The 24,191-nt window shown below is 53.8% G+C and carries 15 protein-coding genes; 10 read left to right on the top strand and 5 right to left on the bottom strand.

The window, feature by feature from the left end:
• Positions 1-713 precede the first annotated feature (713 nt).
• From ACFQUU_RS20265 to ACFQUU_RS20250, 4 genes are all read left to right on the top strand, one after another.
• Positions 714-917 carry a hypothetical protein gene (locus ACFQUU_RS20265; RefSeq protein ID WP_382249932.1) on the top strand — a complete coding sequence of 68 codons (204 nt, stop codon included), beginning with the start codon at positions 714-716 and terminating at the stop codon, positions 915-917.
• Between the two features lie 228 nt (positions 918-1,145).
• Complete coding sequence (locus ACFQUU_RS20260; RefSeq protein ID WP_382249931.1) at positions 1,146-1,412, top strand: hypothetical protein; 267 nt, start codon at positions 1,146-1,148, stop codon at positions 1,410-1,412.
• 440 nt (positions 1,413-1,852) lie between these two features.
• On the top strand, positions 1,853-2,542 hold the full coding sequence (locus tag ACFQUU_RS20255) for a hypothetical protein (RefSeq protein ID WP_382249930.1): 690 nt from the start codon (positions 1,853-1,855) through the stop codon (positions 2,540-2,542).
• A gap of 59 nt (positions 2,543-2,601) precedes the next feature.
• A complete protein-coding gene (locus ACFQUU_RS20250) occupies positions 2,602-2,895 on the top strand; it encodes a hypothetical protein (RefSeq protein WP_382249929.1) in 294 nt (97 codons plus the stop codon).
• A gap of 39 nt (positions 2,896-2,934) precedes the next feature.
• Here ACFQUU_RS20250 and ACFQUU_RS20245 read toward each other — a convergent pair whose 3' ends face one another.
• Entirely contained in the window at positions 2,935-3,330 is a 396-nt protein-coding gene (locus ACFQUU_RS20245) for a hypothetical protein (protein ID WP_382249928.1), read from the bottom strand.
• Between the two features lie 95 nt (positions 3,331-3,425).
• Here ACFQUU_RS20245 and ACFQUU_RS20240 point away from each other — a divergent pair, with 95 nt between their 5' ends.
• Together ACFQUU_RS20240 and ACFQUU_RS20235 are read left to right on the top strand one after the other, a co-directional pair.
• Complete coding sequence (locus ACFQUU_RS20240) at positions 3,426-4,910, top strand: hypothetical protein (RefSeq protein WP_382249927.1); 1,485 nt, start codon at positions 3,426-3,428, stop codon at positions 4,908-4,910.
• 215 nt (positions 4,911-5,125) lie between these two features.
• Positions 5,126-5,554, top strand: coding sequence for a hypothetical protein (locus tag ACFQUU_RS20235; RefSeq protein WP_382249926.1), 429 nt, complete (start codon positions 5,126-5,128; stop codon positions 5,552-5,554).
• 86 nt (positions 5,555-5,640) lie between these two features.
• Here ACFQUU_RS20235 and ACFQUU_RS20230 read toward each other — a convergent pair whose 3' ends face one another.
• The 3 genes from ACFQUU_RS20230 to ACFQUU_RS20220 form a co-directional block, all read right to left on the bottom strand.
• Positions 5,641-8,274: a DNA translocase FtsK gene (locus ACFQUU_RS20230; protein ID WP_382249925.1), complete on the bottom strand. Its 2,634-nt coding sequence runs from the start codon at positions 8,272-8,274 to the stop codon at positions 5,641-5,643.
• Between the two features lie 412 nt (positions 8,275-8,686).
• The gene (locus tag ACFQUU_RS20225; RefSeq protein ID WP_382249924.1) at positions 8,687-12,682 is read right to left on the bottom strand and encodes a translocation/assembly module TamB domain-containing protein; all 3,996 of its coding nucleotides are present in this window, start codon (positions 12,680-12,682) and stop codon (positions 8,687-8,689) included.
• An 8-nt stretch (positions 12,683-12,690) separates the two neighbouring features.
• A complete protein-coding gene (locus tag ACFQUU_RS20220; protein WP_382249923.1) occupies positions 12,691-14,448 on the bottom strand; it encodes an autotransporter assembly complex family protein in 1,758 nt (585 codons plus the stop codon).
• 722 nt (positions 14,449-15,170) lie between these two features.
• Between ACFQUU_RS20220 and ACFQUU_RS20215 the strand changes: the two genes are divergently transcribed.
• A complete protein-coding gene (locus ACFQUU_RS20215) occupies positions 15,171-15,740 on the top strand; it encodes a sugar O-acetyltransferase (RefSeq protein ID WP_382249922.1) in 570 nt (189 codons plus the stop codon).
• A gap of 409 nt (positions 15,741-16,149) precedes the next feature.
• Positions 16,150-18,738 (top strand): EAL domain-containing protein, encoded by a 2,589-nt coding sequence (locus ACFQUU_RS20210; RefSeq protein WP_382249921.1) that lies wholly within the window; start codon positions 16,150-16,152, stop codon positions 18,736-18,738.
• A gap of 76 nt (positions 18,739-18,814) precedes the next feature.
• Here the strand turns inward: ACFQUU_RS20210 and ACFQUU_RS20205 are convergent, their stop codons facing one another.
• On the bottom strand, positions 18,815-19,717 hold the full coding sequence (locus tag ACFQUU_RS20205; RefSeq protein ID WP_382249920.1) for a LysR family transcriptional regulator: 903 nt from the start codon (positions 19,715-19,717) through the stop codon (positions 18,815-18,817).
• 272 nt (positions 19,718-19,989) lie between these two features.
• Here ACFQUU_RS20205 and ACFQUU_RS20200 point away from each other — a divergent pair, with 272 nt between their 5' ends.
• Together ACFQUU_RS20200 and acs are read left to right on the top strand one after the other, a co-directional pair.
• Positions 19,990-21,609 carry an MFS transporter gene (locus tag ACFQUU_RS20200; RefSeq protein ID WP_382249919.1) on the top strand — a complete coding sequence of 540 codons (1,620 nt, stop codon included), beginning with the start codon at positions 19,990-19,992 and terminating at the stop codon, positions 21,607-21,609.
• An 8-nt stretch (positions 21,610-21,617) separates the two neighbouring features.
• Positions 21,618-23,585 (top strand): acetate--CoA ligase, encoded by a 1,968-nt coding sequence (gene acs, locus ACFQUU_RS20195; RefSeq protein ID WP_382249918.1) that lies wholly within the window; start codon positions 21,618-21,620, stop codon positions 23,583-23,585.
• Positions 23,586-24,191: the final 606 nt, after the last annotated feature.

The following is a 24,191-nucleotide window of genomic DNA, read 5'->3' as shown; positions in this document are numbered from 1 at the left end:
GGACGTGTGCGACCGTCGGACTTTGCTGGAAAGCGAATTGCCTTGGGAAAGCCCTTCAGGCAGACATCACCCACGCGTATATGGTTATCGCTGTGCTTTAGCTCTTGGGCGGTTCAACGCGAGACAGAGCTGCCGCAGCAAAAAGATACCGGGATCACCAACGGTAAAACCATCCGAGATGCCCTTGATAAGTACGAAAAGGAAGTCTTCAGAACGAGAAAGGCGCGCCGTTAGGGAGCGCTTAGGATGGGCCTCCTTGCGAAGACAGAAATCGGCGATCACAAAGCGCAGTTCGGAGCCATCAAGCTAAGCGAATTGACTGCTATGCATATCGCAATGCTGAGAGTCGCAAGGCTTGTGATGACAGTCCGCCAGTAGAATAACCGGCAGCCGTTCGATGCATACATTGGTCACATTCAGATCGATGCGGGTTAGGACAGACGGCATGTGAATGCTTGGCCTCCAAGTGATCTGGTCCGCCGCCGGGATATTTTCGTAGTGGCTGGTAAACAGGCCAAGTAATCAGTCCAGCCCAGCCATCGTAGAAGCGGCCACCACGCGAACTACAGTGCCTGACCTCCCGCGCGTCGGCTGGCATTTTGCAAATCAGCGTGACTGCCTCTTCGTTGGGCCCAAGATGACCCACACCATTGGCGCGCTAAAATGGATGAACGTTCTTCATGCTAGGATTTCTCTTCTTTTTGGAGGTACAGATGATCATTAGTGACCAATTCAGGGCCTTGATGGAAGAATTCAGGAAGGCAACAGAAGAGGAACTTGAAGCTATCAATGCGGTAATTCCTGCTGCGGAACTTGGTATGGCCCAAGCCATGGAAGTTACTAAGCATATGGAAGAAGTGCATGACCGCAAAATGCACTTGTACACGCAGCTTCAGTCCTTGAATCCCAGCGTGTAAATACTTCACATGCTACTGGTTCTTCCGGAAGGGTCGCACAGTGCGTCGACTGGGCCGGCATGCCATCGGCATAGCATCACATGTTCCCGTCGAGGTAACCCGGCCAGATCGGTTTGCTGGCTTTCTTGTCGAACAGCATAACAGTGTTGTCACTGTCGGGAACACGTTCAGAAACGTGCCTCCGAATAGTCATGCTAGGATTCTTTCCATACAACCAAGGAGGCCGGAATGACACGTCAGATTGTTTCGATCGAGCAAATCAACGCCTTGATTGCTGCTGAGATGGAGAAGCATGAGGAATGTCGGGACGTAAAAATTGCGTCGGCATATGTGCATGAGCCTGACGCAGATGGCTGTAATTGGGACCTCAATTCATGGTCGGACGATCGCGACGACTTACGCGTATGCCGAGATTGCATCTTTGACGCAGTGCGGGGTCTTCGGGCTAAATATAACGCGCCCGATCCAGTGCAAGCCCCGCCTGATTTTGCTTGATGTAACCATCAATCTTCACCAAACCTAGCCGGTTCTTAGGCGGGACGGTATGCGTGGGATCGCGCATTCGATGCCATTGGCCCCCTTGCCGAAAGACTTTAGCAGGAATGCTAGACCACGCGAATGAATGCTATCAAGTCGTAGCAAGTATCGGGCAGGTTCTTAATTGAACCGCTGTGAATCGCTTGACCAAAAAGTTTGAAAGATTGGCTGAGCAGCATGGAGCTGAATATAATGGCTGGGTAAATGGGATTGTCGAATAGAGGGTTAACCCACCAGTGGGCACTAACACGTCTTCGGCGCGTGGATCAATTTAATAGTTTGGATTCTTCATGGGCGCGTGGGGGACAGCTCTATATTCGGACGATACAAGCTGCGACGTCAGGGACGATTACGTCAACTATTTAAGGCAAGGTCTCAGTAACTCCGAAGCCGTATCAATGGTTCTGAACCGAATCGGTGACTTGCTGAAAAATCGTGAAATTGAATGCCTGGTTTACTTTGCGCTATCAGATATGGCATGGAAGTACGGTCGGCTCGATCAGAATATCCGACAACATGCCTTGAATTTGATTGAGGAAGGTGGAGATATCTTTGTATGGGAAAGAGATGCACCTGTTGAAGTGCCAGGACGAAAGCGTGCGTTAGCGGCCCTTAAGAAAAGATTGATGTCGGAACAGCCACCTCGCAAAGAGCTTAAAGTCGTAAAGCAGGCTCCGAAGAAGGTTAGAACGACTGCCGAAGTTGGTACGGTCTTTTTACTTCCTTTGTCGAGCAAGCTGCACGCCGCCTTGGTTCTGATAGGTTATCAAGAATTGGAAAAGAGTATTGAACCGAACTTTGTAGCATTAGACTGGCACGGTTACGGCCTGCCTGAAGAAAAGCTGCTTAATGATGTCGCAAGCAATGTAATCTTATTTAAGTCCGGGCTAGGTCCAAAAATGCAGGTTGGAGTCTTGCCTGCGGATGGGCGGAAAAATCCGATTGACAGCTTGATCATGACATCGACTCAAGTAAGTCGGGCCTTCTCTTTCATTCCATTCGATACCGTCTATCTATCTCTTGGACAAATCGTTAAGGAAATCAATACACGTTTTGCGATATTAGACGATCTTAACTCTGTAATGTAGTCGGGAGCTACACGCCGTTTATTTTCTTCTTTATACATTCAGTCGGTGGTGAGAGCACGATGCCATTTATAGAAGGAATAGGTACGATTGCATGCAGATGCGTGCTTGAAAACGGAGAGCCCGTTTTATTTGTTTCTCACGCTGGTAATGATTGGCAAATGTGTTGCCGGGCCGAGAATCATGACTTCAATGACTCTGCTGCCATGAAGCGTGATTTGGTTTTGGTGCATATAAAACATCTGGTTTCGCGTGACCCTACATTGGATGAGCTATCTGACCTTCCTGTAGATATGGGTGCGGCACGTACGTCCATTAGCACACCATGGATCACTTTCGAAGATGCTGATGACTAGTATGAACAACATACCGATGAAATAATGCGCCTTCGGCGCCTATTCCGCGTCTGGTATAAATTGCAGCAGGGCTTCGCGATAGGATGCCGTATCTTCAAACGACGCAGCGTAATTTTCATCCGCGAGGAGTTTTCTAAGGTTATAGAGAGCCGTCTCAGGATCTTCTAAGGCATGCCTTGCGTTCGTCCGTTCATACGGTTTTGCGGAAATGAGTGCGTTCACTGCGGCTCTGGCCTCCGCATTCTGGTGTTGCAAGACGGCCAACTGCTCCAGTAGCGCAGCTTGCTGGCCAAGTACTTCTTGATATCTGGCGGCCAAGGTTTTTTCGGCCTCCTGGCGTTGCTTAATCTCGGCTTGAAGCGTTTCAATGTAATCGGCAGCGTAAGCGCAGCCGTTTTTTCTCAGGCCCGAAAGTAGAGAATCGATCTTAGTCATCAGCGCATTTTACAACGTCAATATTTACTTCATTTGCCAGCAATCTCAATAGAGCTTTTACCCAGTGAGACAGTCGAGCCGCCATTGCCTCCGTAATGGATTCACCCCTGCTTACCAGTATCATCGGTATTAGAGAGAAGGCGTACTCTTTAAAAGAACCTGGAGGTAGGTACTTCAACGCACCGTGTGGATGCCAGGTTATTGGCAGAATTAACGCAACTCGCTCTATAAAAAGTAAAGCAGATAAAGCACTGAACTTTTGCGTTGTGGAAACGCTCTTATTGCCGTTTCTAATGCTTAAGCCAATGCTTTCTCTAAATCCAGTCTCGCCTCGTCTCTTGACCCTTGTTTTTACGCTCATACTTACAGCGTGTGGGGGAGGGGAGGAAATATCAGATGAGTCAAGGCTCGCCAAATCCATACGAAACGATACGCGACTTCCTATTGTGCGCGCTAAGGCCCGACAGCTTGTAGCCAAGGAGCTTACTGCCGGCAGCGGTTATCCGGCCGTGTTTATCCGGGATCTCAATACATTTGTTGAACTTGCAATCGAAGGGCAGGGGGCACAAAAAGTGCGATCCCAGCTCAAACAGTTCCTGGAGCATCAGGGAGACGATGGAAACGTTGTCGACGGAATCACCGTGCATGACGGTTCAACCTTCAAGGCTACGGTTGAAAGTGACCAGGAAAGCTCTCTTGTCCAGGCGGTCGGAAAGTACGTCGCAATGACCGGTGACAAGGCGTTTCTGGTAGAAGACGTTCGCGGTGTTTCCGTGATTGAGCGCCTCGAACACGCACTCATGTTTCTGTACAAGCAGCGCTTCGCGGCCGGTTACGGTTTGGTCTTCGGCGGCACGCGCGCGGATTGGGGCGATGTACAACCAGAAGATACTCCGGGCGTTTACCTGAATGCGGCCAGCCACCCAAGCTTAAGTATCTATGACAATGCAATGCTGACTCTGGCGCTGGTCGATCTGCAAACTTTATTAAGTAAGGCAGGGCGCGACACCAGCGTCTGGGCTGTCAGGGAGCGTGAATTACGCGCCGCGGTGAGGAGGCACCTGTGGAACGGCAAGCAGTTTGTGCCGCACATCTATCTTGATCGAGGATCGCCGTTTCCATCGAATTTTGACGAGTCCCGAATTTATTTCCAAGGGGGCACGGCAGTAGCGATTCAGGCCGGCTTGCTTGAGCCGGCCGAAGTGACACAGGCATTTACCCGGATGATCAAAAACAAGAACGACTCAGGCTCGGGGACCGTTGGCGTCTCTCTCTATCCAGCCTATCCCGCAGGATTCTTTCAGAATAAAGACTACATGGGCGCGGAATACGTGTACCAGAACGGTGGCGACTGGCCATGGTTCGGCGGCCGTATTATTCAACAGATGGTCGCACACGAGCAGGTGGCCGCTGCTTACCAGGAGATTGCCCCAATGCTGGACCGTGTGCTGCGAGACGATGCGTTTTTCGAGTGGTATACCCGCGAGGGGATAGCACAGGGTTCAGGCGAGTACAGGGGCTCTGCAGGGCAACTTGCCAAAGCGATCGACATGATTTTGGAATGGGCGGCGCACCGGTAAATTGCTCAGTTACACCCGGCGAAAATCTGCCGACGATCGAGCACTTGGCGTTCTCGGCAAGTCAGTGCAAGTCAGTATTCAGGCAAGGATTGACTGCTGAGGGCAGGTCGCGATCAAAGCGAGGGGAACTATAAAACATTTGCATTCATCGACAACACAAAATATAGCCATTACGGCAAAATGCGCTACAACCACCAATTGTCTCGATATAAGCTATGTCTGTAACATCTCAATTGAAATATATCCGCCTGCAGTCGGACGATGACCTGCCAGAATTGAGCGAACCAGGTCCATTTAAAGTCATTCTTGTTATTGACGAAGAAACGTCGCAGCCTTGGCAGTGGGACGTGGCCCGCTGGCTTGTTCGCACCAATTGCCGTTGTGTAATGACGTCGGGCCTGGAATGTGTTTCATGGGAGGAGGCGGTTGAAGATGCGCATCTGGAGGCGTTCGACTTTGAAGAGGTGCCTGAAGATCAGGCCATCGTCACGACTTCGCATGAGGACGAGGAATTAGCCGAAGTTTTCTGGTATTGCCGCCACCGTGCGAGGCATCCGGTACACGAGTTGACGCATACCGTGGTCCTGCATATTTCAAATGAGATAAAAAAGACGGAATTTGAGAAGTTATATGCGAATGCATGAGGTGGTAAGCTGATCGTCTCCGCCTAAGCGCCCCCGCCTAAATTTTGCATACGCGTACCGTTGCAGCAAATGCACTGCATACAGGCTCATTCTGATCCAGGCGGCACCAGAATTTCGCGGCTGCCATTGGTCGCCATCGAAGACAAGATGCCTGCCGCTTCCATCTGTTCCACCAGCCTGGCCGCACGGTTATAGCCGATCCGTAATTGACGTTGAACCGATGATATCGACGCCTTGCGACTGCGAATGACAAAGGCAACCGCCTCGTCATAAAGCGGATCGGATTCGCCATTGGCATCCTGTCCGGGTACCTCTGGAGCTGATTCATCGCCGGCCGCGCCCGCAAGGATCGCTTCCTCGTATTCCGGCTCGCCAAATTGCTTGAGGTATTCGACGACCCGATGCACTTCTTCATCCGATACAAAAGCGCCATGCACGCGTTGCGGATAGCCGCTGCCGGGTGGCAGGAACAGCATGTCGCCATGCCCCAGGAGCGTCTCTGCACCCATCTGGTCCAGCACCGTGCGTGAATCGATTTTCGACGACACCTGGAACGCTACCCGGGTCGGAATGTTTGCCTTGATCAGACCCGTGATCACGTCAACCGATGGCCGCTGCGTGGCCAGAATGAGGTGAATGCCTGCTGCCCGTGCTTTCTGTGCGAGGCGCGCAATCAGTTCTTCGATCTTCTTCCCGGCGACCATCATCAAATCGGCCAGCTCATCGATTACAACCACAATCAAGGGAAGTGTCGACAAGGGTTCCGGCGCATCCGGCGTCAGCGAAAACGGATTGGTGACCTTTTTTTCGGCGGCCTCGCCGTCACGTATCTTCTGGTTGAATCCCGCGAGATTACGAACACCGAGCGCCGACATGAGCCGGTAACGCTTTTCCATTTCAGCGACACACCACGACAGTGCATTGGCCGCAAGCTTCATGTCAGTCACGACCGGCGCAAGCAAATGTGGGATGCCGTCATAAACCGACAATTCGAGCATCTTCGGGTCGATCATGATCATGCGCACATCGGTCGGTGTCGACTTGTACAACAAGGACAGAATCATGGCATTGATCGCAACGGATTTACCGGAGCCGGTGGTGCCGGCAACAAGCATGTGCGGAGCACGGGCGAGGTCGGTGACGACAGGTTTACCTGTAATGTCTTTGCCCATCGCGAGTGCAAGATGCGAAGGCGATCCACGGTACGCATCGGATTCAAGCATTTCGGCAAGACGAATTATCTGGCGTTTGGCGTTAGGCAATTCAAGGCCCATGCAGGTTTTTCCTGGAATGGTCTCTACCACGCGAATGGACGTCAAACCAAGTGCACGGGACAGGTCTTTCATCAGGCCGACGATCTGCGCGCCGCGCACGCCGACGGCAGGCTCGACTTCAAAACGGGTGATGACAGGGCCGGCTCCGGCACCAAGAACAGTTACGGGTACCTTGAACTCCTTAAGCCGCTGTTCGATCAGCTGACCGGTTGCGGCGAGCTCTTCAGCGGGGATTTCCTCCAAGTCACCGGCGGGCGCATCAAGAAGATCGAGCCCCGGCAAATCCACGTCAATTTCGACCGGCGCCTGAAACTCGAACTGTGTTCCTGGCGCCGCGCGTACCGCCGTCACAGGTGCTGGCTGCGCGGCGGTCACTGAAGTTTCCACGATGGGAGCTGAATCCGGCTTTTCCGTTGTCTGACCGAGTACAGCAACGCATTCTTCAGCTTGGACGGTTGGTGCGGAGCGCGATACTGCAACTTCGCTGGGAATCTCAAACACTTCCGACCTGACGGCAATCACTGCTTCAGATAACCGCGTCGGTACGTCGATGTCGGGCACGACCGCTGTTGTAACTGGGATTGCTGCGGTGAGCGAGGAGACGCCAGACTCCTGCACCGCCGAACTGACCGGCATCGGTGTCGTGATTGTGAACTTTGTCAAAGAGGCCGTCGTTGACAACAATCCTGACGTCTCGAGCGGCACACTGGTCGCTGGCTCGGCAACAGCAAGCGTTTTCAGAATGCCGGATTCTTCGGAGATGGGCATCCGAACAAGTTGATGGCTTTCATTCAACGCACCCGGTTTCGCTTGTGCCGGTTCGCGAGGCGACGCAGATGACTTAGTTTCGGTAGCCGGAGCGGATGGCGCACGGATGATCGTCCTTGTTACCTTTCCGATAACAGGCCTTTCGTCGCTATCCCATGAAGAACGCTGCATCGATCTTTGAGCCGCCGCCGATGGACTGACCATGTGCCTGCGAGCGGTGGGTAGACTGGCTACCGGCGCTTCACTCCTTGCCAGCATTGCCGAAGTCGGGCGTATCAGTTCAAATGGCGCCCATTCTTCGCTTGGCCGTGGACTTGCTTTGTTCTCGTTCGAAGCAGCGTTTGATTTCCGCGAGGGGTTGAGGAAATCCTTCGAAGGGGGCGGCGTTACCGGAGTAGGCAGTGTCCACGATTTGGTTTTTCGTGTCCCTGCCTTTTCCAGCGTCACGGCATCGGGTTTTGAACGACGAGGAAGAGCATCTTGCGGGGATACTAGTGGCAACCTCTCGTTGCTCTGCCGGGCTTGCCTCGTTGCGGTATGAATCGCACTGCGCCCTTTGGACATCGCCTGGAGGGTTCGCATACCGAAGAGCCAGGGCATTGCCAATACGACCACGCCGAGTAACAGTAATACGCCCAGCAAGATGCCAAAGGTGCCGGTAATGCTTGTGGCGAGCATATTCCCGAACACAACGCTCCCCCGACCTGCTGCGCTGCTCCGGAGCATAGCCTCCAGCGCACTGCTCGCGCATAACATCAGCAGCGTCCCAAGCCAAAGGCGGATGGAACCATGTCCTTGCAAAGTCGCTTTTTTAAGGGCAAATGTTTTGAAAAGACGCACCAACAGGGGTGCAAGCCACAATGCAGACCAACCAAACCACCCAAAAACAAACATGTGCGTTCTCTGTTTTACTCTAACCAATCAAGCGATTATCGCTGTTTCCGGAGGAGTTGGTTTGCCTGCGGAAACGAGTGTTGTACTGTAGCAGATTGGGTGAGGATAAAAGCAGACGTCGCTGGACTTTTCACATGGCGGTACCGGTTATGCAGGTGCCTTGCTGAATTGAGACAAAGGGATCGCCGGTGGTTTCTCAACTCCCGGATCTTTGTCCCACCCTTTCCCCGAACTTGTCGAAGCGTTTGCTATAAAACAGGTCCAGGCCCGCCACTGTTCCGCCACGTACGACAACCGTCCAGTACCGCGTAAGTTCGTAGGTCAGCTTGAGTACGCTCTCGGCACCGGCAAGACTTTGTTCATAGCCAATGAACAGGCGGTCTGTCAGCTCTTTCCCCAGATTGACGACCTGCCCGCCGCCAAGGCCGAATTCGCTGGCGCCGATAGAAAATTCGTCCAGACCGAAGCCTTTGGCAATACGCGATCCGCCGAACTTGTTCAACAATCCAAGCGCCGCTCCCTTGGCGGCGGATTGCGCTTGTCCCTGCGCTGCGCTGCCGCCGCTGCGGCCAAAAATCAGCCACGAAAGTTTTTCTTCTTCCGCTACATTGGGTTCCGAGACCAACTGAACACGGGGTTGCGAAACTGTTCCGGTTACCTGCACGCCCGCGGCGACGTCCTGATTACGCCGCATGGCAAGGATGTTCAGGTTTGGATTGGTCAGCGGCCCGTCAAAGTTGATCACACCGCGTTCGACCGCAAGTTTGGTACCGAAGGCTTCATAGCTACCCTCGGCGATACGCACGGTGCCGAACGCCTGCGGTGTTTCCGCCGGCTCACCGATTATCCGGACTGATCCCGCAAGCCGCAAGTCGGCACCCGCGCCTTCGAACCGGAAATTCCTGCCGAGCCCTACGGTGACGTCGATGCGGGGTGAATATGGGCTGGATTTCGGAGCCTTGTCCTTGGCCGCATTCTTTTGCGGTGGCTGGTCTCCACGAATAATCACGACATCGTCGTCGAGCTTGGGTGCGGATTTTTCGGGTAAACTAAACAACGCACGATCGACGTCAAATTTTCCGGTGACTTGCAACTGCTCATTAACACGCGCCGCGATCGCCTGTCCGGACACCGTAAGCTGACCGGCAGGGCTCGCAAGCAGTTGTAGCTTGTCGGCCGTGATCGTCGCTTGCAGGTCGCGCGCTTCGTTCGTAAGAGGAATACGGCCGGCAATCGTCAGCGTCCCATCACCACCACGAAACATGACCTGTCTCAGGTCGACGATGTTATTGTCGAGGACAATTCGCGCCGTGCCATCGTTTAGCCTCACACCTTGTTCATACAGCGTCAGTGCGAGCCGATCGCCATTGATGTAGCCTGACAGGCGTGGATCCGACAAGGAGCCATTTACACTTACGTCAAGCGCAACCTGGCCGTTCAGCGCAATGCGTGGACCAGCCAATGCGGCGAGGTTGGACAGGCGTGGAATCGATGCCGTAACACGCCCGTTGACAGGTGCATCGGGGGAAACCGTCCAGCTTCCATCCCGTTGTTGCAGAGAGATCTTTCCCTGGCCTTCCAAGCTGCCAATCTGTTGCGTACCAGCACGTGCATTCAGCACCACCTCCTGCCCCTGTAGATCTGCGCGCAATGATAGCGCGTTCAATCCTAGGGCATTATTGGCGACCGGTCCGGGCAAGCGAATGTCACCGCGACGGCGTTCGACCAGAACGAAACCGTCTGCCCGGTCGGCGAGCGTGACGTTCCAGCTGCCATCAAGGACGAGATTGGTGTCTAGTGGCGGCTTGGTGCCGGTGATCTGTTCTTGCAAGGCAAGGACCCGACCAATATCGAGTGCAGAAAAGGCACCTTCGCTACGTAGTCGACCGTCGCTATAATCGATTCCTTGCACATCGATGTGGGCGTCCGCAAAACTGAGGCGTGCAGTGCCGAGCACGAGGTGTCCTGGGGCGACGTCAAGCTTGACGGGCGCAGCAAGCGAGAACTCGGGCAAGCCCTTGTTTTGCAGGTTTTGTACAACGCCGTCCCATTGGAAGCCCTGTTTCTGCTGCCGCAATGCGCCTTGTGCGGCAAGCGTGAGGTCAAGCCGTGCACCGCGTAGACGGCCATCTGTACCCAGCCGCACAGTGTGTTGTGCATAGCTACCGTTAATCGCAACGTCCACCTTGCCCAGGCGAATATCGCCGCTACGTAGATCACGCGCTGTGAGGTCAAGCACAAGGCCGGCATCAGGAGCGGTTCCGGGAAGGCCATTCATCCTGGCACTACCGCTGAGTAGCGCAAGACGATGCTCGCCAAACGCAAGGTGCTCGGCGCGATATTGGGTGTCGACACGCGGACTGTCCGTTGTCCCGCTGATTTCGCCATCGGCTTGCAGCATACCGGACAGACCATATCCAAGCCGGCCGAGAAAAGGCGCATCGGCATGGAACGTCAAGCGGTCTGACGGCTGGCCAAAACTGCCTTTCAGATTGATCTCATTTCCGGCCACCGAAATTCTTGCGTCGCTGGGTAATACCCGCTTGCCCGCAAACTGCACCAGCCCACCTCCGGTCAGGGGCAATCCTGCGTAGCGGCTTTCGCCTACGGTGAAGCGAATTTTGGCGGCGGGCTCGGGTTTGAGTTTGCCGTCCGCCTCGAACGTCATATTGATGTTGGCGTCAATTTCGGACAAACGACCGCGTGTCTTTTTATCCAGCTGCGCTGGTTGAACGTTGGCAAGGACCACTGCCGGATCGAAATTGCTCAAAGATCCGTTGAAAGAAAATGCCGACGGTTCGGCGCGATCAAGGTTTCCGGTCAGCGCCAGTTTGGCCGGTCCCGAAACGAGTTGTGCCGCATGCAGTGTAATGGCAGCCGGAGTCAGGTGTGCGTCGACACGGGCCGACAGGCGCGGTCCGGTGAGGTCAAGCTGAATTTTCTGATTACCGTTATCGAGCTTGATGTCGAGAGGACCGGCCAGGTCTGTCGTCACGAGTGCGCCATGCAACGCACGTAAATCCAATTTCGACGCGCGGAACGAAAACTCGCCATTTCCGCTGGTTTTCAGTTCACCGCCACCTTCAAGCGTTGCGTTCCCAGGAAGCTTGACCTGCAATGCCGACAACTGCTGTTTTTGCGTATCCAGCGTCACTATGGCGTGCGCCGAATCCAAGGGGAGCCGACCTTCGTCGATCTTTCCTGGCTTGCCATTTCGTATCTCGACAGGGCCAGTCACCGTGAGACCCAATGCGCTTCCTGCACTGCCTGAAGGAGTAGTTTGATTCTGAATCGGACCCTGACCTTTGGGCTGTAGCGAAGCATTGATAGCGAGTTCTGCCTCGGGCCAATCCGGGTTAATCGCACGCGGGTCGAATCCTTTAACGCGTACCTCCGCCCGCCGTAGCGGCACATCGGCGAACGGCGTCGCCTCGATGTCGGCATTACCATCAAGTCCCTTGCCAATGATGGCGAGCTTGACGCCAAGCTCTTGCAAGCTCCCACTCAGTTTCGCATCGGCATCGACCTGCTGGTCACGGTAAACCGTCGCAAGGCTGGCGTTTCCGTCGATAGGAAAGGGCCGGTCGCCAGTCAGCTTTAATGCGGCCTTTATATCCCCAAAGGGCGTTGTCGCTTTTTCCAGGCGAAGTCGATGATGCACTTGGTCCGAGCTGGCATTGAGCTGGATGTCGGCATAGCGGCTATCCTTGCCTTCTTGGTGCAGCAGTACCTGCTGTACGCTTGCGTTGTCAAGCTTCAGATGTATTGGCAATCTGATTTGTGTCGGCAAGGTAGCGGGCTCGGGTGGAAACGGATACAGCGTGACGTCGGCAGTTCCGATACGCAGCGACCGTATATGCAGTGTTTTGGGCGACCATGAGAAACGCCATGCGGCATCGACGCTGTCTATCCCGATCTGTTTTTTCTCGTCGCGGTAGCTGACGTTGCGCAGATGCAGGCCGTCGAGCAGGGTGCCGCCCTGGAATTCTGCAGTAAACTCTCCGGGGATAAATCGTCCGGCATTCTGCAGTAAGGTTTTAGCACCCCATTCAGTGCGAAGTAATGTGAAGGCCACGGCGGCGAGCAGGGCGAGCAGAATACAAAGGGCGGCAACGACCCAGACCAGGACATGGCGTGTGCGGCGCGGTTGCCTGGAGGAAGGGGCTGAAGTAGCTGGATGTTCGGCGTGCATGCTAGTTTTCAGAAAGCGACGCCAAGGGATAAATGCGGCCGTATGCGGCTTTCCTGAATGCCGTACGCAAGATCCACGTTGACGCGGCCAACAGGGCTGCGCCAGCGGGCTCCAACGCCCACGCCATGAAACACCGATTTATCGGCCCACCGATCCGTCGCCACGCCAACGTCATAGAATACGGCGCTACCCCACTGTTCGTTCAGCCAATGGACGTACTCCACGCCACCGGTAGCAAGGTAGCGGGTTGGATAGACGGTGCCGTTTTGCACGTTGCCGATACTCTGGAATCCGTAACCACGCACGGACTCGGTTCCTCCTGCACGGAAGAGCAGGGATGCTGGAATCGCCGCATTGCCCCCTTTTGAAACGACGGCGCCAAGTTCGGCACGCAGGATAACGATGTCACGCTTTCCAACCGGCATAAATTCCCGGCCCCGCGCGTAAAGTCGGAAAAACGTCTGGTCAGTCAGCAGGCCTTTAACCGCCACTCCGGCCTGCCAGGACACGATGCGCCCCTTACGCGGATTCAATGGATCGTCGACGTCACGCCGAGTTTTCCCCAATCCGGCCACCAGCGCCTGATGGGTTCCAGGCTGCACGACAACGTCTGCCGGCACGGGCGCGCCATTGATTTGTTTTAGTGAGTCACGGTAGTAGTCGATTGTGTAGGCGGTGTCCCGCTTGTCGGTATTTCTAGTACGATGCAGACCAAAACGCCGGGAGCGCAGGTCCACGCCTTCGAGTGTGGTGCGTTCAGCTGAAGCCAGTGCGCTGTCCACCCACGCACCCGCCCGTGGCGGCAATGCCAGTTCGAGCGAACCGAGCTGGCGACGTTGTTCTATGCGCGTCTGCGCATTCAATACCCAGGCTTTTCCAAACAGGTTGTAATGGGAATACAAGCCTTCAAGATGCGCACCGGTATCAGTCGTATAGCCGACACCACCACGGATACGCTGTTCAGGAAACTCTGTGACCTTTACCGTAACCGAAGCGAGATCGGCAGCAGCTGGGTCATTATCAATTAATACGACAGCATTGCTGAAATAAGGATTGCGCAAAATCTGACGCTGGAACTCCAGCAGGCGGTCCGCCCGATACTCTTCTCCCACACGTAGCGGATTGACGTTCCGGATAATCTCGTCCGGATAGCGACTGGTCCCAGTAATCGCGACTTCGCCCAGTGTGAACACGGGACCGCTGTCATATTGGACGCTCAAGTCTGCCTGTTGCTTATCAGCAAGGATGCGTGCCTCGGAGTCCGCAATGCGGGCGGCCGCATACCGCTGTCGTTGTAGCACCTGCAGGCCGCTCTGCTTTGCATCCGACCACTGTTGCTGGCGAAAGGGCTCACCTGGCAGCAAGGGCCATGTACTTTGCAGCTCTTCGACTTGCTCGGGCGAGCGCGATGCCGCCGGGCCGGTAACGTCGATATTCAGTCCTGAAATAAACGTTCGCGGGCCTGGATCCACGGATACACGCACTACCTGTGTTCCGGCATCATCATCGACCTTTACTTTTGTCGAAGTGGAAAAATATCCTTCGGTTGCGGCAAGCCTGCTGACCTGGTCGGGCGTCGTTGCCACCATGAAGTTGAGCTGGGAGACGCTGATATCATCGCGCTCCCGAAAACGAAACAAGTCCAGGAACTCACGGAGCAGTTTTTCCAGTGAACGCGGAGCCTCGATCTCCACACGATATACGGGCTCGGCCGCTATCGGAAAAGCAAACCATGCGGCGCATACACCCATGAGCACAGGCCGCATCGCACTTCGCACAATTGTTTGCGATAACCGACGTTTCAATCTTTACCTTTTTTGTTTGTTTGCATGTGATGCGTGCCCGGGGACATACTTTCTTACGTGTCGTGATGTGGCGGATCGCCAAAAGAAGAAATTTTACTAATTATGCTTATACCATTGCATTTTTCATACCAAAGGCGAGTATGCCGGAAATGTTGCGGGTAGCGCTTGATTCGGGGCACGAAGTCTTCTGATTTGATAGGGCTATGGTTACCACGTGGAAGAAATTTACGGGATTTTGTAAGTTATATTAAAAAGTTCATGTAGAAACGTTCATGTCGAAACGGGGATTTCATTAAGGCAATATGTTGTGGCGGCGGTAGCGTCTGGACTAGCCATACGGAGCCGATACCGAGTTCCACGCATATCTCGCGTTTTAGTCCACACAAGCGCTGTGCTGGGGCAGTGCGTTCCAGAGTCCGGACGAAGGCCGGGCAAACCATAAGGCGGCGGCTATCGCCGCTTACACCGCGCATAGCCACACTGATCGAGCAGGACAGTACGCCACAAAGAATTGAAGGTTGCGGTCAGTAGTGCCCTGTTTGCAAAAGGTAGCCAGATAGAGTCAGCGTTATGGGCTGCCGTAAAATAAGACGGTGGAGAGGGAAAGCGGAACTGGCTGTCGATGGAGCGGTCACTCGACATAGTGTTGTGTTGGCAGAGGCCGAACGACCGTTGGAGGTACCGTGAGGACCGAGAAAGAAAAAATGCTCGCTGGCGAGCTTTATGATCCTTTTGACGCTGAACTAGTCACTGCTCGGGAACGAGCACGCACTTTATGCCAGGCGCTTAACGCGACCCAAGAGAGCGAGCCGGAGGAAAGGCGCCGCATTTTAGTAGACCTGTTTGGCACCGGCGGCGATACCGTTTGGATGCAACCTCCGTTCTACTGCGACTACGGTGCCAATATTCACCTCGGCACACGCGTATTTTTCAATTTTAACTGCACCATTCTAGATGTCTGCGATGTGCGCATTGGCGACTACACCTTGTTTGGGCCGGGTGTGCAGATCCTTACACCTCTGCATCCGCTCGACGCAGATTTGCGTAGAAAACAGGAATACGGGAAGTCTATAGTGATTGGATCGGATGTGTGGGTCGGTGGCGGAGCATTGATTCTGGCGGGAGTCCAGATCGGCGCCCGAACAATCATTGGAGCAGGTAGCGTCGTAACCCGTGACATACCAGATGGGGTCTTTGCGGCCGGGAATCCATGTCGTGTGATTCGTCATGTCGAAGAGCAGGCCACACAGTGATGCGTTCCATCGGACTGTTCAGACTACGCCAGTCCGGTCGGAGAGTTCAACTATAAGCACTTTATCCCACAGGCGCAGCTCGAATAGATTATCCACGGAACGCACACCGCACCCGATACGCTGATCTGCGACCCATTGCGCCCCGCGATTGGCAACTGCGCTCAATGATCGATATACGACGCTAACTATATTTCCTGATTTAATTTTTTCTTTGGCTATTCGCGTTCTCTATACACGCTGCATGTTGACTAGTTGGAAGCTATCGCGCCAGGGCAACGAACATTATGTTAACTTTGCAGTCGAACTGCTTACCCCGATCATCCTATCCATCACGTTATCGCGTAATTTTTCCACATACGGTCCTGAACGGATGGCTGTAAGAACATGAGAAAATGAAAGTGCCTGGAAAATGGAAACCCGATCCATCAGGCCGTCACATGGTCTGATACCTACTCTCGACGATATCACCGATGCTTTTGTTACCGTAGATCGGGCATGGCGGTTCACATTTATCAACAAGAGCGCTGAAGCTCTTTTACAGCAACCACGGCATACGTTTTTCCTGAAAGAACTTTGGGACGCGTTTAAAGACGTTGCTTGGGCAGATTTCGAACGGGAATGCCGTCGCGCCATGGATGAGCACCGGGCCATAGAATTCGAGAGCTATTACGCTCCCCGGAAGCAATGGTTTGAAATCCATGCCCATCCGATTCATGATGGACTGGCTGTATATTTCAAGGACATTACCAGCCGCCATCGGCGTGAATTGTTCACCAATGCGCAGATGCGCATCATGGAACGTATTGCAGCTGGTGCGTCGCTTTACGAGATTCTGATTGCCGTTATCGATCTCGCTGAATCACAAAGTACCCGCATTACTTGTTCGGTTCTATTACTCGACGCCGAAACGCGTCGCCTACGCCATGGTGCTGCTCCGAAGCTTCCCAAAGAGTTTATTGACGGGACCGACGGTGCGGAAATCGGTCCGGATGTCGGCTCCTGCGGCACTGCGGCCTACTTGGGCCAGCCTGTTATTGTTGCGGATATCAGCACCGACCCTCTGTGGGTGAATTACCGTGATCTGGCATTGCGCTGTGCACTGCGGTCCTGTTGGTCGATTCCTATTATGGGCAGTCTCGGGCAAATCTATGGCACGTTTGCCGTCTATTCGGATACTCCCCGGTCGCCGGAGCTGGCGGAAATGGAATTGCTCAAGGCCTGTTCTTATATGGTAAGTGTCGTGATTGAACGCGAGCGAGCCATCGCGGCGTTGAAGGAAAACGAGCAACGATTCCGTGAACAGGCTTCGTTGCTCGACAAGGCACAGGACGCCATCTTCGTCTTTACCATGTGTGGAAAAATCATATTCTGGAATAAGAGCGCAGAAAGGCTCTACGGCTGGACGAAGGAAGAGGTACTTGGTAAGTCGGAGCAGGAATTAGGTTGCGAGAACGCACCAGTGTTCAACGCCGTAATGAACGAAGTCTTGACGGTTGGCGAATGGCGCGGCGAACTCACCGTTCGGCGCAAGGGCGGCACCTGTTTCATGGTCGAAGGTCGCTCCACGTTGGTAAGAGATGACAACGGCGTCCCACAATCGATTCTCTCGATCCACACCGATATTACAGATCGCAAGGCTGCGCAACGCGAAATACATAAGCTTGCCTTTTATGATCCGTTAACCGGCTTGCCTAACCGCCAGCTATTGCTTGATCGACTGGAACATGAACTTGTGGCCAACAGTCGTCGCGGTAGTGCGGGCGCGGTGATGTTTATTGATCTCGACAATTTCAAGGCTCTCAACGATACACTGGGACACGACATGGGAGATTTACTCCTGCAACAAGTGGCTCAGCGGCTATCACGAACCGTACGGGAAGGCGACACGGTGGCACGATGGGGAGGAGATGAGTTTGTTGTTTTAGTTGGTCAGCTAGGCATGCACGCGGCAGACGCAGCCGGCCATGCAGACACCATTGCGGAACAGATACGGGCATCCCTCAATTCACCATACGATCTGCACTCGTATGAACACCATAGCACACCCAGCATTGGCGTCGCCCTCTTTCAAGGAAATTCCGAGACGGTAGAGGAACTCCTTAAACATGCCGACCTCGCAATGTACCAGGCGAAGGCCGCCGGTCGCAATACGATACGTTTTTTCGATCCTCAAATGCAGGCTGCGATCACGGCACGGGTCGCGATGGAAACCACGATGCGTCGCAGCCTCCTGGATGGTGACTTTTTCTTGTACTACCAGCCTCAGATGGATCGCGACGGGCGGATCATTGGTGCGGAAGCCTTGCTACGATGGAGGCATCCGCAGCAAGGCATAATTTCCCCTGTCCATTTCATTCATCTTGCCGAGGACACCGGATTGATCTTGCCGCTAGGAGAGTGGATTCTAGAAACGGCATGTCGACAACTGGCGATATGGGCTACCGGGAGAGAAACGGCTCAACTCAGCATGGCAGTAAATGTCAGCGCTCGACAATTTCGTCATCCTGACTTCGTGAATCAAATCACGACGGCTATCGAAAAGACGGGCGCCGACCCGCACCGTTTGAAGCTGGAGCTGACAGAAAGTCTATTGCTTGACGACGTCGACGGTACTGCATCAAAGATGAATTTTTTGAATTTCATTGGCATTGAATTTTCACTGGACGACTTTGGTACAGGGTATTCATCGCTTTCTTACCTCAGGCGCTTACCCTTCAAGCAGCTTAAAGTCGATCAGTCTTTCGTAAGGGATGTACTAGTAAATCACGAAGACGCAACGCTGGTAAAGACGATAATCACCCTGGGTCGCAACCTGGGCCTAAAGGTTGTCGCCGAGGGCGTGATGACACAAAGCCAGTTTGATTTTCTCGACAGGTGCGTCTGCGATGCATTTCAAGGTTACTTCTTAAGTAAACCCTTATCGTCCGAGGACTTTGATATCCTGGTCAAAGCCCGTCCGAATCCCCAAGCCCTGGAGCAGGCTCGACGCGCTTCCTGAATAGAGATGACCCGCGTCTACAGATCATAACTGGGTAAGTCGATACCGTGGCATGCAGTGGATACCCAGTTAGTTTTTACAGCGCTGTTCTTGCCGGCTTAGGTTGGCGTACGCGTTTTCGTGCCAACTTTCGTTCGTCGCTGACCGACAAGTTGCGCAGTCCAGTCAGTGCGTGACGTATGGGAGCCGGGTCCGCGTTGGCGCCGTAGACGGCGTAGGCAGGATAGGAATACTCGGGTGCATCGGGAACAAGTCGCAGCGCACCGGTCTGGAGGTATAAATGGACGGCGCGTTTTCGGAAGTAACCCGACCCGCCTACCTCCAGAATGTAATTGAGAGCGAGAGGACCGAGTCCAACAAACAGGCCAGGATTTCCTAAGTCAGGGAAACTCTGGCTATGATGCAAGGCGAACTCACGCCCCCAGTCGACATACACATAGTCTCCCTTATTGAATTCTTGTGGCTCGGAATACGTTGTGACGAGAACCAGCTTTTCCTCAAACAGCAATTCGACTTCGAGGCCCGGGCGGTATTGTGGCGCATACAGTATGGCGAGATCAAGAACGCCATTCGCTACTCGAGTGGTCAGGTCTTCAGGAAGTCCGAGAGAGGTCCGTAGCGCAATCTCTGGTGCAGTTCTTCGCATCCACACAAGCCAGTTGAGAAGAAACGGATTCCACAGGCTCAGTTCCCCACCGATCGCTAGTACCGCCTGGCGATTGGGTGGCATCGCGACTTGGTGGCGAGCACGCTCCCAAATCTGTAGAAAGGTGGGGGCATAGCGCAAAAACTGCTCACCGGCACGAGTCAATGAGATGCCGCCCTTGTTACGTACGATGAGCTGACGCCCCAAACGCTGTTCCAGCATGCGGATTCGGGCACTCACGGTCGTCTGCGCCACATGCAGTTTGTCGGCGGCACGGCTGAAACTCGCACAATCCACGACCTCGAGGAAAGTTCGTACTGTCTCGGTATCCATGAGTCCGTCTCCCTGAGGTGGAAGAACCTTTGCAGCAAAAATATTGCTACAAACTGTCAATAACATTCATTAGACCACGTTTTTTAACCATCCTATCATTCCTGACAAGGTGCAGTACGTCTGTGTATGGCACCACCACGATGGCAGTCTGGGCATTCAATGCTTGCTGCATGCGGTGCCGGCTTTGCCTCAGGCTACCTCTTGCTACCGCATCTATGATGCGGTGTCCCTTACTTATAGTTGTCCGATTCGGGCAGGTACAGGAGGAACACATGACCACGTTAACGACGCAAGCGCCGGTGGAACCGCAAGGTGCAGCGATTCATTCAGAAGAGCGACGGGTCATTTTGGCCTCGTCCCTTGGCACGGTGTTCGAATGGTACGACTTTTATCTTTACGGCAGCCTTGCCGTATTCTTCGGCAAGTTGTTCTTTCCACCGGGTAATGAAACTGCGGGATTATTGGCGAGCCTCGCGACGTTTGGCGCCGGGTTTGCCGTTCGCCCGTTTGGAGCACTGCTGTTCGGAAGCTTCGGCGACAAAATCGGTCGCAAATACACGTTCCTAGTGACCATTGTCATCATGGGCTTGGCAACTGTGCTGACCGGACTGGTGCCAACGTTCGCGTCCATTGGCTGGTGGGCGCCGGTGTTGCTGGTGAGCCTCCGACTAGCACAAGGGCTCGCATTAGGTGGCGAGTACGGCGGTGCAGCTACCTATGTGGCAGAACATGCTGGAAGCGGTCGCCGTGGCTACGCGACCAGCTGGATACAAACGACTGCGACGCTTGGGATTGTATTGTCGCTCGTTGTGATACTGATCTGCCGTCTGAACATGAGTGCCGAAGACTTTTCCGCATGGGGCTGGAGGATTCCATTTTTGCTGTCTGCAGTATTGCTTGGTGTCTCCGTTTATGTGCGATTAAAACTGCAGGAGTCTCCGGTATTCAATGCGATCAAGGTGCAAGGCAAGACGTCAAAGGCGCCGTTGAGGGAAAGCTTCACCAATGGCTATAACTTGAAAATCGTCCTGCTGGCACTCTTTGGGGCGGTTGCAGGTGAAGGTGTGGTCTGGTACACCGGTCAGTATTATGCGCTGTTCTTTCTCATTAGCGTGTTGAAAGTAGACTATGTCACCGTCTACACATGGATCATTATTTCACTGTTGATCGGCACTCCGTTCTTCATTCTGTTTGGCGCACTCTCGGATCGCATCGGTCGTAAGAAGATAATGATGCTGGGATTCCTCCTTGCAGTGCTCACCTACATTCCCATCTTTCAGGGCCTCACGCATTACGCCAACCCAGGCCTCGAAGAAGCGACGGTCGCCAACCCGGTAATTGTATTTGCCAGCGATTGTGGCAAGCCATGCGACAGTGCTCGCGATTTTCTTGCCAAGCGCGGCGTTCCATATCGTCATGCGGATGCAAAGCCAAATGAACCACTGGTAATTTCAATTGGTGCGACGGAGGTCAAAGGCTTTGACGCCGAGGTATATAGCAACGCGCTTAAGGCTGCAGATTATCCGACGGCAGCAGATCCGGCCCGCATGAACCATGGAATGGTTATCCTGCTGCTCACCATCCTCGTCATCTATGTAACGCTGGTCTATGCGCCGATTGCGGCCTTTCTCGTCGAGTTATTCCCGACACGCATACGCTACAGCTCAATGTCATTGCCCTATCACATAGGCAACGGCTGGTTCGGTGGATTCGTTCCGTTGATTGCTACAGCGGTAGTGGTGGCGACCGGCAATATATACGCTGGTCTTTATTATCCAATGATAGTGGCAGGTATAGCGTTTGTTGTTGGTTCCTTGTTTATCCGCGAAACATTCAGACGTGATATCACCAGCGATAGTGATTACGCAGGCCATGCAAAGGTAAAAACGTAGGAGGGACCATGTCAGACATACCCGCATATCCAGTGCCCGATCAATGGAGTAGACGCGCCTGGATTGATGCAGAAACCTACCGCCGCGAATACATGCGGTCCATCAAGTATCCCGACGGTTTTTGGAAAGAGCACGCCGGCCGACTCGACTGGTTCAAGGCTCCAACCAAAATTCGCGATTGTTCCTTTAACCCTAATGACATCCATATCAGGTGGTTTTCTGATGGACGATTAAATGCAGCCTACAATTGCGTAGATCGCCATCTGCCCCAGCGCTCGGACCAAACGGCGATATTGTGGGAGGGCGACGAGCCATGCGAGAGCCGCTCACTGACTTATGGCGAGCTGTTTGCCGAAGTATGCCGGTGTGCAAACGGCCTCAAGGAACTCGGCGTACGGAAGGGGGACCGGGTCACCATCTATATGCCGATGATCCCTGAATCCGTGGTAGCCATCCTTGCCTGCGCGCGGATCGGCGCGGTCCATTCCGTCGTATTCGCCGGCTTTTCGGCAGGCGCCCTCGCTAGCCGGATCCGGGACTGCGAGTCATCGGTGTTGGTCACCGCCGACGAGGTTAGGCGGGGTGGACGCCGTATTTCGCTCAAGTCGTGCGTAGACGAAGCACTGGTGTCGTGTCCATCCATCCGAAAATGCCTGGTGTATCAGCGCCACGACGGCGTTCCCACAAGCCTTGCGAAGGGGCGTGATGTAGCATGGCACGAATTGATGCGACGTCAGTCCACGGTGTGCCCTCCGGAAATCATGTCAGCTGAAGATCCGCTGTTCATTCTGTACACATCCGGCTCGACTGGCGCCCCCAAGGGAGCGGTGCATACAACCGCTGGGTATTTGCTCTTCACTTCCTTGACGCATCAGTATGTATTTGATTATCACGATGGCGACGTTTATTGGTGCACCGCTGACATTGGCTGGGTGACTGGGCACAGCTACATTATCTATGGTCCTCTTGCAAATGGCGCGATCACCTTAATGTTCGAGGGAATTCCAAGCTATCCAGACGCGTCCCGTTTTTGGCAGGTATGTGATAAGCATGCCGTTAATATCCTTTATACAGCCCCCACTGCAATCCGGGCACTGATGCAGCAGGGTTCAGATCCGGTCAAGCGCACCAGCCGACAATCGTTGCGGCTTTTGGGCAGTGTTGGTGAGCCAATCAATCCGGAGGCATGGCTGTGGTACTACAACGTCATAGGGGAACGGAGGTGCCCGATTGTCGATACATGGTGGCAGACGGAAACCGGAGGTATCATGATCGCGCCTCTTCCCGGAGTGACTGCTCTTAAGCCAGGCTCGGCTGCAATTCCGTTCTTCGGGGTCGAGCCCGTGTTAATGGACGACAATGGCCACGAAGTGCATGGGGCTGGTTCCGGCTACCTCGCTTTGCGTCAGCTCGGGCCGGGTATGATCCGAACCCTGTATGGCGCGCACGAGCGTTTTAGCACCACCTATTTTGCGAAGTATCCGGGCCTATACTTTACCGGTGATGGTGCTCGAAGGGACACAGATGGCGACTACTGGATCACTGGCCGGATAGATGATGTCATCAACGTTTCAGGGCATCGTCTCGGTACAGCCGAGCTTGAGAGTGCGCTGGTTGCGCATCCGAAGGTCGCTGAAGCAGCGGTGGTTGGTTTTCCCCATAGTATCAAGGGACAAGGCGTCTACGCATTTGTCACGCTCAACGCCGACGCCTCGCCCAGCGATGCATTGAAAGAAGAACTCAAGGAATGGACTAGAAACCAGATCGGTGCCATCGTTAGTCCTGATGTAATCCAGTGGACACCTGATCTGCCGAAAACACGCTCGGGCAAAATTATGCGTCGAATTCTGCACAAAATTGCAGAAGGTGAGTACGAGGATTTCGGTGATATATCCACTCTCACAGACCCTGACGTGCTTACCCAAATCGTCATGCAGCGGAAGAAGCTAGCTGGAGCTCATACTATAAATAGCTAGTTGATACTTTTTTCGGACTGCAGGATTTCGAGCAGTGGTGAAGGAAAATGCCTACCGATGGTCAAGCAAGATCTGGGGTCATCGGTTTCCGTCACAGCACGGCAGGCTGATGGCCGTGGAAAACCTGACATGCAAAGCGATCGTGCGGTACTCAAACGATCAAAGGCTGGCTAATTAAAATATCTGCGGCTCAAGTCTGATAAGCATGCTCCAAAGCACATTGGAGCAAATTTCCATTTCGTTTTCACTGGCAGCAAGCGCAAAACAATATAAGGTTCGGCCTCCTACGCCGAACGGCCATAGCTTGGAAACGTCCGTAGCTCTTCAACCGTGCCTTCATTATTCAAGCCACGCCCGGCATCCGACAATATCGCTATCCTGACTTCCGCGTCGCAGCGTTCCTGAGTATGCGCGTGGCTTCTCAGATGCCGAGGAACACTGGGTGGCAGACCTGTTGTCCAGCCCTTTTGGCCGTACTGCGAAGCTTCAATCACTTCCTGATTTCTGCTTGGGTTGTTATAACGTTATGCAAAGAACTTCGTGGCAGGTGTTCCCGCGACCTACTACACTTTTGCGTAAATGTATGGAAAATTGATTAACAGAAAC

Source organism: Herbaspirillum sp. GCM10030257 (assembly GCF_042666555.1).
In the GTDB taxonomy this organism is placed as follows: domain Bacteria; phylum Pseudomonadota; class Gammaproteobacteria; order Burkholderiales; family Burkholderiaceae_D; genus Noviherbaspirillum.
The sequence above is the reverse complement of the archived record's forward strand: the minus strand, read 5'-3'. Positions and strand labels throughout refer to the sequence as shown.

What these genes read in the sequence shown, in the direction of transcription:
- ACFQUU_RS20265 (WP_382249932.1), top strand. Translation starts at nt 714, where the DNA reads ATGATCATTAGTGACCAATTCAGGGCCTTGATGGAAGAATTCAGGAAG.
- ACFQUU_RS20260 (WP_382249931.1), top strand. Translation starts at nt 1,146, where the DNA reads ATGACACGTCAGATTGTTTCGATCGAGCAAATCAACGCCTTGATTGCT.
- ACFQUU_RS20255 (WP_382249930.1), top strand. Translation starts at nt 1,853, where the DNA reads ATGGTTCTGAACCGAATCGGTGACTTGCTGAAAAATCGTGAAATTGAA.
- ACFQUU_RS20250 (WP_382249929.1), top strand. Translation starts at nt 2,602, where the DNA reads ATGCCATTTATAGAAGGAATAGGTACGATTGCATGCAGATGCGTGCTT.
- ACFQUU_RS20245 (WP_382249928.1), bottom strand. Translation starts at nt 3,330, where the DNA reads ATGACTAAGATCGATTCTCTACTTTCGGGCCTGAGAAAAAACGGCTGC.
- ACFQUU_RS20240 (WP_382249927.1), top strand. Translation starts at nt 3,426, where the DNA reads ATGGATTCACCCCTGCTTACCAGTATCATCGGTATTAGAGAGAAGGCG.
- ACFQUU_RS20235 (WP_382249926.1), top strand. Translation starts at nt 5,126, where the DNA reads ATGTCTGTAACATCTCAATTGAAATATATCCGCCTGCAGTCGGACGAT.
- ACFQUU_RS20230 (WP_382249925.1), bottom strand. Translation starts at nt 8,274, where the DNA reads ATGCTCGCCACAAGCATTACCGGCACCTTTGGCATCTTGCTGGGCGTA.
- ACFQUU_RS20225 (WP_382249924.1), bottom strand. Translation starts at nt 12,682, where the DNA reads ATGCACGCCGAACATCCAGCTACTTCAGCCCCTTCCTCCAGGCAACCG.
- ACFQUU_RS20220 (WP_382249923.1), bottom strand. Translation starts at nt 14,448, where the DNA reads ATGCGGCCTGTGCTCATGGGTGTATGCGCCGCATGGTTTGCTTTTCCG.
- ACFQUU_RS20210 (WP_382249921.1), top strand. Translation starts at nt 16,150, where the DNA reads ATGGAAACCCGATCCATCAGGCCGTCACATGGTCTGATACCTACTCTC.
- ACFQUU_RS20205 (WP_382249920.1), bottom strand. Translation starts at nt 19,717, where the DNA reads ATGGATACCGAGACAGTACGAACTTTCCTCGAGGTCGTGGATTGTGCG.
- ACFQUU_RS20200 (WP_382249919.1), top strand. Translation starts at nt 19,990, where the DNA reads ATGACCACGTTAACGACGCAAGCGCCGGTGGAACCGCAAGGTGCAGCG.
- acs (WP_382249918.1), top strand. Translation starts at nt 21,618, where the DNA reads ATGTCAGACATACCCGCATATCCAGTGCCCGATCAATGGAGTAGACGC.